Origin of the sequence: Candidatus Pelagibacter sp. Uisw_134_02, assembly GCF_047720265.1 — a bacterium.
GTDB lineage: Bacteria > Pseudomonadota > Alphaproteobacteria > Pelagibacterales > Pelagibacteraceae > Pelagibacter.
The window spans coordinates 196,634-212,039 of record NZ_CP159813.1 but is presented as its reverse complement, the minus strand read 5'-3'; the positions used below and the strand labels follow the sequence as shown (position 1 = coordinate 212,039).

General features: G+C 28.5%; 15 protein-coding genes and 1 tRNA gene. 6 read left to right on the top strand and 10 right to left on the bottom strand.

Going from position 1 to position 15,406, the window contains the following annotated elements:
• The first annotated feature begins 53 nt into the window (after nt 1-53).
• The gene (locus ABXT56_RS01120) at nt 54-1,067 is read left to right on the top strand and encodes a polyprenyl synthetase family protein (RefSeq protein ID WP_415300472.1); all 1,014 of its coding nucleotides are present in this window, start codon (nt 54-56) and stop codon (nt 1,065-1,067) included.
• Here ABXT56_RS01120 and pdxH read toward each other — a convergent pair.
• On the bottom strand, nt 1,064-1,690 hold the full coding sequence (gene pdxH, locus ABXT56_RS01115) for a pyridoxamine 5'-phosphate oxidase (RefSeq protein ID WP_415300471.1): 627 nt from the start codon (nt 1,688-1,690) through the stop codon (nt 1,064-1,066). The two genes, ABXT56_RS01120 and pdxH, sit on opposite strands and share 4 nt — an antisense overlap.
• 33 nt (nt 1,691-1,723) lie before the next feature.
• On the opposite strand from pdxH, the gene aroC reads away from it, so the two are divergent.
• Nucleotides 1,724-2,806, top strand: coding sequence for a chorismate synthase (gene aroC, locus ABXT56_RS01110; RefSeq protein WP_415300469.1), 1,083 nt, complete (start codon nt 1,724-1,726; stop codon nt 2,804-2,806).
• A gap of 10 nt (nt 2,807-2,816) precedes the next feature.
• Here aroC and dxs read toward each other — a convergent pair whose 3' ends face one another.
• From dxs to ABXT56_RS01095, 3 genes are read right to left on the bottom strand one after another with little or no spacing between them, the layout of a single operon-like run.
• The gene (dxs, locus tag ABXT56_RS01105; protein ID WP_415300467.1) at nt 2,817-4,733 is read right to left on the bottom strand and encodes a 1-deoxy-D-xylulose-5-phosphate synthase; all 1,917 of its coding nucleotides are present in this window, start codon (nt 4,731-4,733) and stop codon (nt 2,817-2,819) included.
• Nucleotides 4,730-5,602: a polyprenyl synthetase family protein gene (locus tag ABXT56_RS01100; RefSeq protein WP_415300465.1), complete on the bottom strand. Its 873-nt coding sequence runs from the start codon at nt 5,600-5,602 to the stop codon at nt 4,730-4,732. The genes dxs and ABXT56_RS01100 overlap by 4 nt, the downstream gene beginning before the upstream one ends.
• Nucleotides 5,592-5,837, bottom strand: a complete 246-nt coding sequence (locus ABXT56_RS01095; protein ID WP_415300464.1) for an exonuclease VII small subunit — start codon at nt 5,835-5,837, stop codon at nt 5,592-5,594. The genes ABXT56_RS01100 and ABXT56_RS01095 overlap by 11 nt, the downstream gene beginning before the upstream one ends.
• 20 nt (nt 5,838-5,857) lie before the next feature.
• Between ABXT56_RS01095 and ABXT56_RS01090 the strand changes: the two genes are divergently transcribed.
• Both ABXT56_RS01090 and ABXT56_RS01085 read left to right on the top strand, forming a co-directional pair.
• Nucleotides 5,858-6,826, top strand: coding sequence for an L-threonylcarbamoyladenylate synthase (locus ABXT56_RS01090; RefSeq protein WP_415300462.1), 969 nt, complete (start codon nt 5,858-5,860; stop codon nt 6,824-6,826).
• Nucleotides 6,827-6,895: 69 nt separating this feature from the next.
• The gene (locus ABXT56_RS01085; protein WP_415300460.1) at nt 6,896-8,119 is read left to right on the top strand and encodes a hypothetical protein; all 1,224 of its coding nucleotides are present in this window, start codon (nt 6,896-6,898) and stop codon (nt 8,117-8,119) included.
• Here the strand turns inward: ABXT56_RS01085 and ABXT56_RS01080 are convergent, their stop codons facing one another.
• The gene (locus ABXT56_RS01080) at nt 8,120-8,848 is read right to left on the bottom strand and encodes a glycosyltransferase family 2 protein (RefSeq protein ID WP_415300459.1); all 729 of its coding nucleotides are present in this window, start codon (nt 8,846-8,848) and stop codon (nt 8,120-8,122) included.
• A 54-nt stretch (nt 8,849-8,902) separates the two neighbouring features.
• A tRNA-Arg gene (locus tag ABXT56_RS01075) sits at nt 8,903-8,979 on the bottom strand.
• Between the two features lie 23 nt (nt 8,980-9,002).
• Between ABXT56_RS01075 and ABXT56_RS01070 the strand changes: the two genes are divergently transcribed.
• Together ABXT56_RS01070 and rpoH are read left to right on the top strand one after the other, a co-directional pair.
• The gene (locus tag ABXT56_RS01070; protein ID WP_415300457.1) at nt 9,003-9,983 is read left to right on the top strand and encodes an RluA family pseudouridine synthase; all 981 of its coding nucleotides are present in this window, start codon (nt 9,003-9,005) and stop codon (nt 9,981-9,983) included.
• 54 nt (nt 9,984-10,037) lie between these two features.
• Complete coding sequence (gene rpoH / locus ABXT56_RS01065) at nt 10,038-10,919, top strand: RNA polymerase sigma factor RpoH (RefSeq protein WP_415300455.1); 882 nt, start codon at nt 10,038-10,040, stop codon at nt 10,917-10,919.
• Here rpoH and ABXT56_RS01060 read toward each other — a convergent pair.
• From ABXT56_RS01060 to folP, 4 genes are read right to left on the bottom strand one after another with little or no spacing between them, the layout of a single operon-like run.
• A complete protein-coding gene (locus ABXT56_RS01060; protein WP_415300454.1) occupies nt 10,916-12,208 on the bottom strand; it encodes an adenylosuccinate synthase in 1,293 nt (430 codons plus the stop codon). The genes rpoH and ABXT56_RS01060 overlap by 4 nt on opposite strands.
• Nucleotides 12,208-13,020, bottom strand: a complete 813-nt coding sequence (gene thiD / locus ABXT56_RS01055) for a bifunctional hydroxymethylpyrimidine kinase/phosphomethylpyrimidine kinase (RefSeq protein ID WP_415300452.1) — start codon at nt 13,018-13,020, stop codon at nt 12,208-12,210. The genes ABXT56_RS01060 and thiD overlap by 1 nt, the downstream gene beginning before the upstream one ends.
• Before the next feature lies 1 nt (nt 13,021).
• The gene (gene glmM, locus ABXT56_RS01050; protein ID WP_415300450.1) at nt 13,022-14,353 is read right to left on the bottom strand and encodes a phosphoglucosamine mutase; all 1,332 of its coding nucleotides are present in this window, start codon (nt 14,351-14,353) and stop codon (nt 13,022-13,024) included.
• Entirely contained in the window at nt 14,353-15,405 is a 1,053-nt protein-coding gene (gene folP / locus ABXT56_RS01045) for a dihydropteroate synthase (protein WP_415300448.1), read from the bottom strand. The genes glmM and folP overlap by 1 nt, the downstream gene beginning before the upstream one ends.
• Nucleotide 15,406 lies beyond the last annotated feature (1 nt).

The following is a 15,406-nucleotide window of genomic DNA, read 5'->3' as shown; positions in this document are numbered from 1 at the left end:
GTGCGTCAATTGATAAGTAATAAATATAACTTAATTATACTAACTTATTTTTTATGGGAACAGTAGTCCAGCTTAAAAACCAAATAAACAATTCTTATTTTCAGCTAAAGGATTCTGTTGATGAAAAATTAGTTTTAGTTGAAGAAAAAATTAAATCAAAACTCTTGAGTGAAGTTGAACTGGTTCAAAAAATGACTGAATATCATATTGACTCAGGTGGAAAAAGATTAAGAGCTTTATTAACTCTTGGTTCTGCTAAGTTGTGTGGCTACACTAAAGGAGGCCGAGACATTAATTTAGCTGCATGTGTAGAGATGATACATGGGGCAACTTTAATGCATGATGATGTCATTGATCTTGGAAATATTAGAAGGGGTAAAAAAACATTAAATTCAATTTGGGGGAATCACTCTTCTGTATTAATTGGAGACTATCTTTTAAGTAGATGTTTTGAGATGATGGTTGATGATGGAAATATAGAAGTTTTAAAACTTTTATCCTCAACTTCTTCAAAGATTGCTCAGGGAGAAGTATTACAACTACAACACAAGGGTGAAGTTGATATGTTAGAGGAAACCTATTTTAAAATTATTACAGCAAAAACAGCTGAACTTTTCTCCGCTGCAACTAAAGTTGGTGCAATTTTATCTAATAAAGAGACGAAGGAAAAAGAAGCACTAGAGTTTTATGGAAAAAACTTAGGTTTAACATTTCAAATTGCTGACGATACTTTAGATTATAATTCTGATCTAAAACTTTTTGGTAAAATAATAGGTAAAGATTTTTTTGAAGGTAAAATTACTCTACCTATAATTCTATTGTTTCAAAGTGTAACTTCTATAGAAAAAGAAAAATTAAAGAATATTTTCAAACAAGAAATAAGATCAGATGAAGATTTAAAATTTACTTTAGAACTTATTAAGAAATATAACATAATCAAAGAATGTTATAAAAAAGCCGAGCATTTTATTAACCTTGCCTCAAATTCTCTAACGGTATTCAAAGATAGTGATGAAAAAAAAAATTTGGAAAACCTTACTTCGTTTAGTTTAGAAAGAACTTTCTAAGGACTCAATAAAGACTTTCTCCAATTGCCAACATCATCTTTAATATATTTGAGTCTTTCATGAATTCTACTGTCACCATCCAACCAAAACTCTATATTTTTAGGAATTAAAATCCATCCTGACCAATGATCTGGCCTTGGGACTTCATTTTGATTATTATATTTTTTTTTATATTTATCGATTGAACTTAAAAGTTCATCTCTATTACTCAATACAGAACTTTGCTTTGAGGCCCATGCACCAATTCTACTTTCATAACCTCTAGTGCTGTAATATTCGTCTGCTACTTTGTCAGAGACCTTTTGAACTGTTCCATTAATTCTTACTTGTCTTAAAAGGCTTTTCCAATGAAAGCACATAGCTGCCTTTGGGTTATTTTTTAATTCATTGCCCTTTTGACTATTTAAGTTAGTGTAAAAAACAAATCCATCTTTATTGAAGTCTTTTAATAAAACCATCCTAACTGATGGAGAGTTATTTTGATCAGAAGTTCCTAACGCTAATGCATTTGGATCATTTGATTCAGTTTTTTTTGCTTCGTTCATCCAGGCTTCAAATAAATCTATTGGATCATTTTTATCTAAAAAGCAGTTATTAAGGCCTAATGAGTTTTTTTGATTCATAATTTTAACAAAATAATCTATATAATATAGATAATGTCATTTAATACGTTTGGAAAGCAATTTCGTTTCACAACATGGGGAGAATCTCATGGTCCTGCATTAGGATGTGTTATTGATGGATGTCCACCCAATATAATCTTAAATGAACAGGATATCCAGGTTGAACTCGATAAAAGAAAGCCAGGACAGTCAAAATTTACAACACAGAGAAAAGAAGACGATAAAGTTCAAATATTATCAGGAGTGTTTGACGGCAAAACTACTGGGACACCTATTTCTCTAATTATTTATAACAAAGACATGAGATCAAAAGATTATGGAAATATTAAAGATAAGTTTAGACCTGGTCATGCAGATTTCACATACTTTAAAAAATATGGAATAAGAGACTATAGAGGTGGCGGAAGATCTTCTGCAAGAGAGACAGCTGCAAGAGTTGCGGCAGGTGCAGTTGCTAAAAAAGTTTTAGAAAAAAAGTTAGGTAAAAAATTTAAAGTAATTGGTGCTGTCACTCAATTAGGAATACTGGGGTGCAACACTACTAAGTGGAATGATCAAATAATTAGAAAAAATCCATTTTTTTGTCCGGACCAAAATATATTAAAACTTTGGGAAAAATATTTATTAGATGTTAGAAAATCTGGATCATCTTGTGGTGCGATTATTGAAGTAAGAGCTAGAGGAATTCCTGTTGGATTAGGCGCTCCAATTTATTCTAAATTAGATATGGATATTGCTTCTGCAATGATGAGTATTAATGCTGTTAAAGGCGTCAATATTGGTTCTGGAATGAATTCTGCACAATTAAGTGGAGAACAAAACTCAGATGAAATTTCACAAAAAGGTAAAAAATTAAAATTTAATTCTAATAATGCAGGTGGAATACTTGGTGGAATTTCAACAGGACAAGAAATTATTGCTTCATTTGCTGTTAAGCCAACTTCATCCATTTTAACAACGAGAAAAACCATAGATAAGTATGGAAAAAATACCAAGATTTCTGTTAAAGGTAGGCATGATCCTTGCGTTGGTATTCGTGCGGTCCCTGTAGGAGAAGCAATGATGAATTGTGTTTTATTAGATCATTATTTAATGAATAAAGCTCAGTGCAGCTAACATTTTAAGTTTAATTTTTAACTACTTTAATTGAATCTTTTGTGAATAAAATATCAAGTATTTTTTTTGATATTTGAGATGCGTTAATACCTGCAATATCGTACATCTTTTTTGGGTTATCTTGCTCAATAAAAATATCAGGTAATGTCATAGATCTAAACTTTAAACCTTTATCAAATATACCTTTTTCAGATAATAAATTTTCAACATGTGATCCAAAACCTCCTATTGACCCTTCTTCTACAGTAATCATTACCTCATGTTCTCTTGCACACTTTAGAATAAGTTGTTGATCTAACGGTTTTGCAAACCGTGCATCAACTATTGTTGATTGAATTCCTTTATCTTTTAATTCTTCAGCTGCAATTTTACATTCTTCCAATCTTGTTCCTATGCTTAAAATGCAAACTTGTTTTCCTTCTTGGATAACTCTACCTTTACCTATTTCTATTTTTTCATCTATAGATGGCAATTCCAATCCAACTCCAGTACCTCTTGGATACCTAATGGCACTGGGTTTATCGTTAATAAACATAGAAGTATTTATCATCTTTACTAGTTCTGCTTCATCACTTGGAGCCATGATTATAAAATTTGGAAGAGTTGAAAGATAAGTAATATCAAATGACCCAGCATGAGTTGATCCATCAGCACCTACTAAACCTGCTCTATCAACTATGAATCTGACTGGCAAACTTTGAATAGCCACATCATGAACTACTTGATCATAAGCTCTTTGTAAAAAAGTTGAATAAATTGCAACGTAGGGCTTATACCCTTCGGTAGCTAATCCTGCAGCAAAAGTAACCCCATGTTGTTCAGCAATTCCAACATCAAACATTCTTTTTGGAAACTCTCTAGCAAAAATATCCATACCTGTTCCACCTGGCATTGCAGCTGTAACACCTACAATTTTGCTATCCCTTTCGGCATGTTTAACCAAAGTATTTGCAAAAACTTTTGTATAAGCGGGTAGATTAGTTGAACTTTTTACCTGTTCTCCAGTTGTAACATCGAATTTTGAAACACCATGATAATGATCAGTAGCTTTTTCAGCATATGAATAACCTTTTCCTTTTTGAGTCTTGATATGAATCATAATAGGACCTTGGTGCCTTGAGTCTCTCGCATTTTTTAAAATTGGTAGAAGGGTCGTTAAATCATGACCATCAATTGGTCCAACATAATAAAATCCTAAAGAATTAAAAAGTGTACCCCCAGTTACAGCTGAACGTAAAAAATCTTCAGCTTTTCCAGCTTTTACACTAAACCTTTTAGAAAAAGCTGAAGTAATTAATTTAAATGTTTCTCTTAAATTAAAATAAATTTTTCCTGTTAAAAGTTTTGCTAAATAAGTTCTCATTGCTCCAACTGGTTTTGCAATGGACATGTCATTATCATTTAAAATAACAATCATTTTTGTTTTTGAAGCGCCTGCATTGTTCATTGCTTCATAGGCCATACCTGCACTGATTGCTCCATCTCCAATAACAGCAATTACGTTATTTGATTTATTTGATAGCTTGTTAGCCTCAGCCATTCCGAGTGCTGAAGATATAGATGTTGAGCTATGAGCGGCTCCAAAAGGATCAAATTCACTTTCAGATCTTTTAGTAAATCCAGACAATCCACCACCTTGTCTTAAAGTTTTAATCTTAGATTTTCTTCCTGTTAGAATTTTATGAGGATAGGTTTGATGACCAACATCCCAAATTAGTTTATCATTGGGAGTATCAAAAACATAATGCAAAGCAACCGTTAGCTCAACAACACCCAGTCCTGCTCCTAGGTGTCCACCTGTCTCTGAAACGGCATTAATCATTTCTGTTCTAACTTCATTGGATAACTCTTGAAGGTTATTTTCTGATAGCTTCCTTAAATCAGAGGGAAAATTAACATTTTTTAAAAATTTATAGTCTTGTGTCATCCGTTTCTTGTCAAAATATAGTCTAGAGTTTTACTTAAATTATTTGTGTTCAAGTTGTATCTCTTTAGGTCATTAATTATTTTAGATTTTATTTTATCACTATACATAACAGCATTTTGATAGCCTAGTAAACTGATTAAAGTTGCTTTACCTTTTTTTTTGTCTTTTCCTGTTTTTTTTCCAGCCACTTTATAGGAGCTTTTAATATCAATAAGATCATCAGCTATTTGAAATAAAAGACCAATATTTGCTCCAATATTTTCAAAAAATTTTATCTCTTTATTGCTTTTTTTTTTAATAATAGCAGGGACAGCACAACAAAAACTAAATAACTTTCCAGTTTTTTTTATCTCCATATCTATAATTTTATTTTTAGATACTTTCTTTTTTTCAAAGCTTAAATCTAAATATTGACCTCCTGCAATTCCAAGATGTCCTGAAGACTCTGATAGTTTTTGAATTAGGTCTACCTTAGTTTTTTTATTAATATTTAAGTTTGCACTAGTTAAGATTTCAAAAGCCATTGTTAGAAGCGAGTTTCCTGCTAACACTGCTGTAGACTCTCCAAATTTTATATGCGTACATGACTTTCCTCTTCTTAGTTTATCATTATCCATACAAGGTAAATCATCATGGATAAGTGAATAAGCATGGATACACTCTACTGAAGCACCTATAGCAATTAAAGTTTTATAATCAATTTTAAATAAAACTCCCATATCAAATAAAATTTTTGATCTAATTTTTTTTCCTCCAGGAAATAAACCATACTTCATAGCTTTAACTAGCTCTGTTTTTTTTTGTTTATTAATAAATTTTTTTAAAAAAAAATTAGTATCTTTTGCTATTTTAATAAGTTTACTTTTCATTTTTATTTAAAGATATGTCTTTAATCTTTTTTTTTGTTTCTTCATTAATTATTTTTGTTGTTTTATGAAATTTTTTTTCAATAATGTTGTTTAACTTTAATAGCTGGTGGTAAGAATCAATTGAGTTCTGAAGATCTTTTTCAGCTTCCAAAGACTCAATAATATTGTTTGCTTCTTTCGTTAATTCTTCTAGAGATAGAGATACATTATCAGGTGGTAAATTTTTATCTTTCATATAATAATAATTATTAATACATGAAAATTAATCAATCAAATATCAAAAAAGCAAAAAAATATCTTAATAAAAATTACTGTATAGGTGTCCCAACTGAAACAGTTTATGGTTTAGCAGCTAATGCTTATGCAAATTTGGCTGTAAAAAGGATTTTTAGTTTGAAACAAAGGCCTAAAAATAACCCTCTAATAGTTCATTATCTAGATATTAACTCTCTTCAAAAAGATTGTTTAATAAATGATGATTTCATTAAATTATATAAGAAATTTTCTCCAGGACCCATAACATATATTTTAAAATTAAAGCAAAACTCAAAAATATCAAAATATGTTACTAATAAAAAAAAAAGTTTAGCAGTACGATTTCCAAAACATCAGATATTTAGAAACTTATTAAGACAATTGAATTATCCATTGGCAGCACCAAGTGCAAATATCTCTACCAGACTAAGCGCTGTTGAAGCAACAGATGTGAAAGAAGAGTTTGGTTCTAAAATTAAATATATTTTAGATGGTGGGAAATCCAGTATTGGATTAGAATCTACCATTATTAGCCTTACAAATAAACCAACTATATTAAGACTTGGTAGCTTAAGTGTTTCTAGAATAAAAAAAGTTTTAGGTAAAAAAATTATTCTTAATTTAAACCCTAAAAAAAAAATTACACCTGGACAATCACTTCTTCATTATTCACCAGGTATACCCTTAAGAATGAATGTTAAATACCCCAAAACAAATGAAGCATTTCTTTTAATTAAAAAAAGAAAAATTAGTTTAGACAACTACTTTTATCTAAGTAAAAAAAATAATCTCAACGAAGCAGCTAAAAATTTATACTCATCATTAAGAAAAATTAAAAAAAAAGGTTATAAATCAATTTCTGTAGAAAGAATTAAAAATATTGGGATTGGACAATCAATAAACGATAAATTAAAAAGAGCTTCAAAATTTAAAATATCAAATCAAATAAAAAATTTGAATTTTAAATAGCTAATTTTATTTAATAAATAGATTTATTTGATTATTGATCATTAATAATTTATTATCTTATTAAACATAATGATAGATTTCTTTAATAATAAAAAAATTATTTACATTATAATTCCCTTTTTATCGATATTCCTTGCTTTTTTTTTTCAAGAAGACCTTTCAACTGGTGGAAGTAAAAATGATTTTATTAGAACATTTCCTGCAGTAATTGACTTTTCTCATTTTATCTTTAATACAACAAATGAATACACTAGGCACTTCCCACTTCATTATTATTTGTTATCAATTCCACAATTAATTTTTAATAATATTTTAATTACAAAAACTATTTATTTTTGTTTTTCTTTATTATTTCCTTATTTGGTTTATTTGAATATTTCAAAAATATACCCAGAAAATAAATTTAATTGTTTATTGATTGCTGTATCTTTAATGTTTCTTCCATTTTATAGGGCATCTGCTATTTGGCCTAATGCTCATTTAACAGCCTTAATTTTTCTATTGTTTGCAAATTACTTTTATTTAGTTGGACTTGATTCAAAAAATTTTTTTTATAAATTTATAAATATATTTTTTTTAGCTCTTTCAACTTATTGTTTACAATCTTATGCTGTTCTTTTTCTATTTTATATTTTTAACTATTATAAAAAAGACTCTATAAATTCCTTTCTTTATTCTTTGTTTTTTTGTTTGTTATTTTCTATTCCTGGTTTTTATATCCTTTTCAATTTTTCTGGAGGATCTAGATTAGAATTTTCCTATAATGTTTCCTACACAATAATTACCAATTTTTCTATAATATTTTTTTGTCTCTCATTTTTTTTAGCTAATAAAAAAAGTTTTTATAAAATTAAAGAAGATATTTTGAATATTAATAAAGTTTTATTAATTATATCTTTTTTATTTTTTTTTATTTTGATTACTACTTATGAAAATTTTGCTGGTAGTGGTGGCGGATTTTTTTATAAATTATCTAATTTTATTTTCAATAATAATTCATTATTTTATTTTACCGCTTTATTAGGTATCATAATTTTTTATGTTTTATACTTTATTGATAAAAAACTATTTTACATAATTTTACTTTGTAATTTTACTGCTATAGGTTATGCAACATCTCAAAAATATTTTGAGCCATTATTAATAGTTTTAATTTTAATTTTAAATAAAAATTTTTTTTCAAAAAATATTATTACTAATAGTTATAATTCACTTATTTTTTATTTTTTTTGTTTTTCATATTTTGTTTTAGCTTCATTTAACAATATATATGGCTTATCTTTAAGCTTCTAATTAGCTATTAAATTTTTTAAAAAAGATAAGTCTTAATGTTAATAATATATTTTTAAAGATTCTCATTTTACTTGAGCCAATTTTATAATGATAATTTAAAACTAAAGGAAATTCAGATAATTTTATATTTTTAAAATTATGCGTCATAAATAATAAAACTTTAACTGCTATATTAAAATCTTCATTTTTAAAAAATTTTTTATTTGTTAATAATTTTGTTATTAAATATGATCTATAAATTCTAAAATTACATGTATACTCTTTTAAATTTTTATAAGGGAAACGATAAGTAAAAATATATTTTGCAAATATACTTAATAACTTCCTTGAAGTACTAAGTCCGTTTACTTTTGAATGCGCTGTAAATCGAGACGCAATAACAATATCTGATTTATTTCCATTCATATGCCTAATCATCTTTGGAATAATTTTTACTGGATGTGTATTATCCCCATCCATTGTTATTACTAAATCATTTTTCTTTAATTTTTCTTTAATAACCTTAAAACCTGTTTCTAAGCTCTGGCTTAAACCTTTATTCTTATTATGTCTTCTATAGATTAATTTAAATTTATTAAATTTTTTTTTTAAGAATTGTGTTTTATCATTTGAACAGTCATCAATCACTACTACTGTAAATTTTTTTACATCTGATAATTTATTAACTTTTTCAAAAATCTTAATTAAATTTTTTTCTTCATTAAAACACGGTAATATTAAATAAATCATGACAAATTATAACCATAATATCTCTTTTTTTGTAATTTAATTTATTGTTTTATTTGGTGCGCCTGCTAGGAGTCGAACCCAGAACCTCCTGATCCGAAGTCAGGCGCTCTATCCAGTTGAGCTACAAGCGCATATAGTATTAATATTACATTTTATGGAAAAAAACATTAATTTAATAGTTGAAGAAAGTGAAAACAATCTCAGGTTAGATATTTTCATCAATAAAAGAGAAAAGTTGATTAGCAGAACTAGAATCAAGAATTTAATTTTAAAAGAAAAACTAAAATTAAATAATATAATCATTAATAGTCCATCAAAAAAAATCTATACAGGTGACAAAATTCACCTTCAAATTCCAGAACCAAAAGAGGCTTCATTAAAATCCTACAATTTTAAATTAAAGATTATTTATGAAGATGATGACTTATTAGTAATTGATAAACCAGCTGGAATAATTATGCATCCTGGTGCAGGCAATTATGACAAAACAATTGTTAACGCTTTAATGCATTATAACAAGGATGCATTATCTACAATAGGTGATGAATTGAGACCTGGTATTGTGCATAGGATAGATAAAGATACCTCTGGATTAATAGTTGTTGCTAAAAATAATATAACTCACGAAAATTTATCTCTTCAATTCAGCGAACATTCTATCACAAGAATTTATCAACTATTAATCTGGGGAAAACTCAGGCCATCATCTGGAAGAATTGATACCTTTATAACCAGAAGTTCAAAAAATAGGCAAATGATGGAGGTTAGTGGGTCCAAAGGTAAAAGGGCAATAACAAATTACAAAACCATAGAGATTTTTGAAAATGATAAAACTCCTACACTAAGTTTGGTTGAATGTAGATTGGAAACGGGAAGAACACATCAAATAAGAGTTCATATGACTCATATGGGTAATAGTATTATGGGTGATGGTAAATATAAAAAAAAATATAAAAAACTCAAAGATATAGACACCAGCTTAGAAAAATTAATTTATAAGTTGGATAGACAATTTCTTCACGCACAAACACTAGGTTTTATTCACCCCAAAACTAATAAAGAAATGCTTTTTACCTCAATTTTGCCACATGAACTTGAAAATATTTTATTATTGCTTAGAAACACTAGTAAATAAAGCCTTGAAATATTACTATATTTAATTAAATAAATACAACTTATGAGCACTACAATGCATAGAAATCTTCCTACACTTTCAAATGAAGGTGGACTATCTGCTTATCTTGAACAAATTAAAAAGTTTCCAATGTTGGCTGCAGAGGAAGAATATATGTTAGCAAAGAATTGGAAAACAACAGGAAATGTAAAAGCTGCTGAAAAACTTGTAACAAGTCATCTAAGACTTGTTGCTAAAATTGCGATGGGTTATAGAGGGTATGGCCTACCAGTTAATGAAATGATTTCTGAGGGAAATGTAGGGTTAATGCAAGCAGTTAAAAAATTTGAACCTGAAAAAGGTTTTAGATTAGCAACTTATGCAATGTGGTGGATTAGAGCTTCTATTCAAGAATATATATTAAGATCTTGGAGTTTAGTTAAAATAGGCACAACAACAGCGCAAAAAAAATTATTTTTTAATTTAAAGAAAATTAAAAATCAAATTGCCCCTCAGTCTGAAGGTGACTTAAGACCTGAGCATGTGAATGAAATAGCAAATAAATTAGATGTTAGTGAAGATGAAGTCGTTTCTATGAATAGGAGGCTTTCTGGTAAAGAATTTTCTCTAAATGCACAAGTTGGCGAAGATGGTGATGAATGGCAAGACTGGCTGGTTGATAAAGAACTGGATCATGATCTAAAATTTGCCCACCAAGAGGAGATGGTACAAAGACAAGGCTTACTGAAAGATTCTATAAAAATTCTTAACGATAGAGAAAGAGAAATTTTATACTCTAGGAGGCTAAGTGATGAACCAACAACACTTGAAGATTTAAGTAAAAAATACAAAATTAGTAGAGAAAGAATTAGACAAATAGAAAATAAAGCTTTTGAAAAAATTCAGAAACATATGCTTTTATCTGCTAAATCTAAAAATTTACTTCCAGTTAACTAATCTTCAAAAGGATTTTCTAAAAGAATTGTATCTTCACGTTCTGGGCTTGTTGAAATACTAGAAACCTTTGTTCCAATAAAATCTTCTAAAGCATAAATATAGTTTTTTGCATTCTCTGGTAAAGCTTCAATATTTTTGATCCCTTGAGTAGAGCTTTTCCAACCAGGGAAAGTTTTGTAAACTGGTTTTATCTTTAATTGGTCTTCAACTGCAGCAGGAAGATAATCAATTTTTTTCCCATCTAAATCATACTCAACACACATTTTGATTTCATCAAGTTCATCTAAAACATCTAGTTTAGTTAATGCAATTCCATCTATTCCTGATATCTTTATAGTTTGTCTGACTAGAACTCCATCAAACCAACCACACCTTCTTTTTCTGCTTGTTACTGTTCCAAACTCTTTTCCTCTTGAGCCAAGTAATTCTCCTATATCATCAGTCAACTCTGTAGGAAAAGGACCTTCTCCAACTCTAGTTGTATATGCTTTAGTTATACCAAGTACATAGTGAATAGAATTTGGTCCACATCCAGTTCCTGTAGCAGCGCTTGAAGCAACAGTGTTAGATGATGTGACAAAAGGGTATGTTCCATGATCTACATCTAATAAAATTCCTTGCGCACCTTCAAATAAAATTTTTTTCTTTTGTTTTTTAAATTCATCAATTCGAAGCCATACAGGTTGAGAAAATTTTAATATTTCTGGAGCAATTTTTAATAATTCTTTTTTAAGCTTATCTTTCTCAAAAACTTTTTTGCCGAGTCCTTTTCTAATTGCATTATGATGAAGAAGTACAGTTTCTAGTCTATGATCAAGATTTGTTTCAGATCTTAAATCCATAACACGAATAGATCTTCTCCCCACCTTATCTTCATAAGCGGGTCCAATTCCACGTCTCGTAGTGCCAATCTTTCCTTTTCCAGCAGCATCTTCTCTTATTTCATCCATTTCTCTGTGAAAAGGTAAAATAAGAGTAGCAGATTCAGAAATAATAAAATTATCTATCTCTACATTAACGCCTTTAGATTTAATTTCTTCTATTTCTTCTAATAGAGCCCAAGGATCAACAACCACTCCATTACCTATAATTGAAATTTTATTTTTTCTTACAATACCAGAAGGAAGTAGTCTTAATTTATAAGTAACTCCATCAATAACTAATGTATGTCCAGCATTATGACCACCTTGAAAACGAATAACAACATCTGCTTGATCTGATAACCAGTCAACTATCTTGCCTTTTCCCTCGTCTCCCCACTGTGAACCAACAACGACTACATTTTTCATTATCTAAACTTTTTATTAATAATTATTGAACTCAAATGATTTATGGGACCATGGCCTCTACCATAATTAAGGTTAGATCTTATGGAATTATTTACATACTTAGTAGCTAGCTCACAAGATTTCTTTAAGGTTTTTCCACAAGCAAAAAAAGTCGAAATAGCAGATGATAGTGTACAACCAGTTCCATGTGTATTGCTAGTTGTAATTCTTTTATTCTCAATAATAAGAATCTCTTTTTTATTAACAAAAATATCTTGCACAACTTTGGATTCTAAATGACCACCTTTTATAAAAACATTTTCTGCCCCTAATTCAATTAATATACTTGCAGCAAAAATCATGTCCTCTTTAGTTTTTATTTTAGTTTTGGTTAATAATTCGGCTTCGGGAATATTGGGGGTTATTAAACTAACTTTTTTTATTAATTTAGTTTTTAATAATTGAATTGCATTATCATCAATTAATTTTGCTCCTCCTTTAGCTATCATAACAGGGTCTAAAATTATTTTTTTTACTTTAACAAAGTCTAGTGAGTGAATTACTGATCTTATAACATTTGAAGAATGTAACATTCCTATCTTTATTGCATCAGGCTTAATATCATTTGAAGTAAATTCTATTTGTTGAGAAATTCTTTTTGGCTCAATTGGGATAATTGATTTCACACCTGTTGTGTTTTGAATTGTTACAGCGGTTATTGCTGTCATAGCATATGAGCCTAAAGCTGTAATAGTTTTAATGTCAGCCTGGATGCCAGCACCTCCAGATGAATCTGATCCAGCAATAATTAATATTTTAGACTTTGGTTTCAATTTATTTAATTTTTTTTAATATAATCTTTATACACTTTTGAAGTAGTAAGTTATTTTCACTCTCACCCATTACTCTAATCTTTGATTCTGTTCCTGAATTTCTAACCAATATTCTACCTTGTCCCTTCATCAAATTTTCCGCAATTCTAATTGAATTTCTTATATTAATATCTTTAATTATATTTTTATCTTTAACTTCAATATTTTCTAGTATTTGAGGAGTTTTTTTAAATGTATTAAAAAAATTGCTAGCCTTTTTTCCTTTTCTTAAAGCAAATAAAACTTCTAGCGCAACTAACAAACCATCACCAGTAGTTGCAAATTTACCTAAAATAATATGCCCCGATTGTTCACCACCCAAATTAAAATTATTTCTTTGCATTTTTTCTTTTACAAAACGATCACCAACATTTGCTCTTAGAAATTTGATATTTTTTGACTTAAAAAATTTTTCCAATCCATAATTGGACATTAACGTACCAATCACCCCTCCTCTTAACATTTTTTTTCTTTTCCATCTTATTGCTAACGCAGCTATTATTTGGTCTCCATCAATTATCATGCCATTCTCATCACACATGATGATTCTATCAGCATCACCATCAAGAGAAATTCCTATATGAGCTTTATATTTTTTGACTGCAGTTTTGATTTTATTTGGAAATGTAGAACCACAACTTTTATTAATATTGAGACCATTAGGTTTAACTCCAATTGAAAATACCTTGGCTCCTAAAGATTTTAGCAATTCTGGTCCTGCCTTGTATCCAGCGCCATTTGCACAATCGATAACAATTTTTAAATCTTTAAGATTAAATTTTGTAGGAAAGTTTTTTTTTAATATCTCAATATAATCTTTGTTTGCAGTCTCCAACCTTTTGACTCTTCCTAATTCTTTAGGTTTTGACAGAGAATTTACAATTTTTTTATCAATTAAAGTTTCAATTTTTTTTTCAATTTTATCAGATAATTTCAATCCATCAGGACCAAATAACTTCAATCCATTGTCATAATATGGATTGTGCGAAGCTGTAATCATAATTCCCATATTCGCTTTCATTAGTTTTGTTAACATCGCTAACCCATTTGTGGGCAAGGGGCCTAATGTATAAACATGCATTCCAGCTGATGTAAGTCCAGACACTAAAGCAGGTTCTAGTGTATAACCAGATAACCTGGTATCCTTTGCAATTATAGCAACTTGTTTCTTTTTTTTTTGAGTTTTAAAATATGTTCCTGAGGCTAGACCAAATTTAAAAAACATATCTCCAGTAATGTTTCTGCTATTTACGAAGCCTCTTATTCCATCAGTTCCAAAATATTTTTTTTTCATTAGCTTCTTACCAGTTGTTTAAATACTTTTATACTTTGCATTAAATCATTTACATCGTGTACTCTTAAAACTTGGACTCCTTGCATCATTGAGTATAAAGATGAAGCAATCGTTCCACCCATTCTTTTTTTAGTATCATTTTTTCCAGACAGTTCTTTAATAAATTTTTTTCTCGAAAGACCAAGTAATATAGGAAAACCAAGTGTATGAAAAATGGAAATATTCTTAATTAAATTCATATTATGTTTCAAATTTTTTCCAAAACCAATTCCAGGATCAAGTATAATATTATTATGATTGATACCTTTAGATCTTATAAATTTTATCTTTTCTTCAAAAAAATCATATATATCTAATAATTCATTTTTATATTTCGGATTATCTTGCATATTTTCTGGAGTTCCTTGTGAATGTTGAATTACAAATGGAGATTTGCTTTTTTTTAAAACTTCAATCGTTTTAACATCATAACTTAATCCTGAGACATCATTAATTAGTTTAACCCCTAATTTGATCCCTTTATTCATTATATCTGCTTTTCTTGTGTCAAGTGATAGAGGAATTTTTTTACTAATTTTTTTTACAATTTTTTCAATTCTATTCCACTCTTTTTTTTTACTTATAGACTTAGATCCTGGTCTTGTAGACTCTCCACCTACATCGACTATGTCTGCGCCATATTCAAATAAGTTTTTTGCATGTTCTTCTGCTTTTTTCTTTTTAATAAATTTACCTCCATCAGAAAAGCTATCTGGTGTTAAATTTAAAACACCCATTATATTTATAATTTTTTTAAAATCTAAATTAGAAAAATTTTTATTTTTTTTAATAATAATCTTAATATCATTTTTGATTTTTTTTTTTAAATTTTTTGATAGTTTTTTTATGTCATTAAGAGAAATTATTTTCTTTGAGTTTCTTGAAATTATCTCAATCTTACTGAAGGAGATTTCTTTATTACCATTTAATGGAAATGTTTTTTTTTGATTTACTAGTTCTATTGATAATTTGCCATAAAAAAAATTACACGCTCTTGTGTAATACTTTTTCATT

Coding starts and splice junctions, on each gene's coding strand:
- ABXT56_RS01120 (WP_415300472.1), top strand. CDS start 54: ATGGGAACAGTAGTCCAGCTTAAAAACCAAATAAACAATTCTTATTTT.
- pdxH (WP_415300471.1), bottom strand. CDS start 1,690: ATGAATCAAAAAAACTCATTAGGCCTTAATAACTGCTTTTTAGATAAA.
- aroC (WP_415300469.1), top strand. CDS start 1,724: ATGTCATTTAATACGTTTGGAAAGCAATTTCGTTTCACAACATGGGGA.
- dxs (WP_415300467.1), bottom strand. CDS start 4,733: ATGACACAAGACTATAAATTTTTAAAAAATGTTAATTTTCCCTCTGAT.
- ABXT56_RS01100 (WP_415300465.1), bottom strand. CDS start 5,602: ATGAAAAGTAAACTTATTAAAATAGCAAAAGATACTAATTTTTTTTTA.
- ABXT56_RS01095 (WP_415300464.1), bottom strand. CDS start 5,837: ATGAAAGATAAAAATTTACCACCTGATAATGTATCTCTATCTCTAGAA.
- ABXT56_RS01090 (WP_415300462.1), top strand. CDS start 5,858: ATGAAAATTAATCAATCAAATATCAAAAAAGCAAAAAAATATCTTAAT.
- ABXT56_RS01085 (WP_415300460.1), top strand. CDS start 6,896: ATGATAGATTTCTTTAATAATAAAAAAATTATTTACATTATAATTCCC.
- ABXT56_RS01080 (WP_415300459.1), bottom strand. CDS start 8,848: ATGATTTATTTAATATTACCGTGTTTTAATGAAGAAAAAAATTTAATT.
- ABXT56_RS01070 (WP_415300457.1), top strand. CDS start 9,003: ATGGAAAAAAACATTAATTTAATAGTTGAAGAAAGTGAAAACAATCTC.
- rpoH (WP_415300455.1), top strand. CDS start 10,038: ATGCATAGAAATCTTCCTACACTTTCAAATGAAGGTGGACTATCTGCT.
- ABXT56_RS01060 (WP_415300454.1), bottom strand. CDS start 12,208: ATGAAAAATGTAGTCGTTGTTGGTTCACAGTGGGGAGACGAGGGAAAA.
- glmM (WP_415300450.1), bottom strand. CDS start 14,353: ATGAAAAAAAAATATTTTGGAACTGATGGAATAAGAGGCTTCGTAAAT.
- folP (WP_415300448.1), bottom strand. CDS start 15,405: ATGAAAAAGTATTACACAAGAGCGTGTAATTTTTTTTATGGCAAATTA.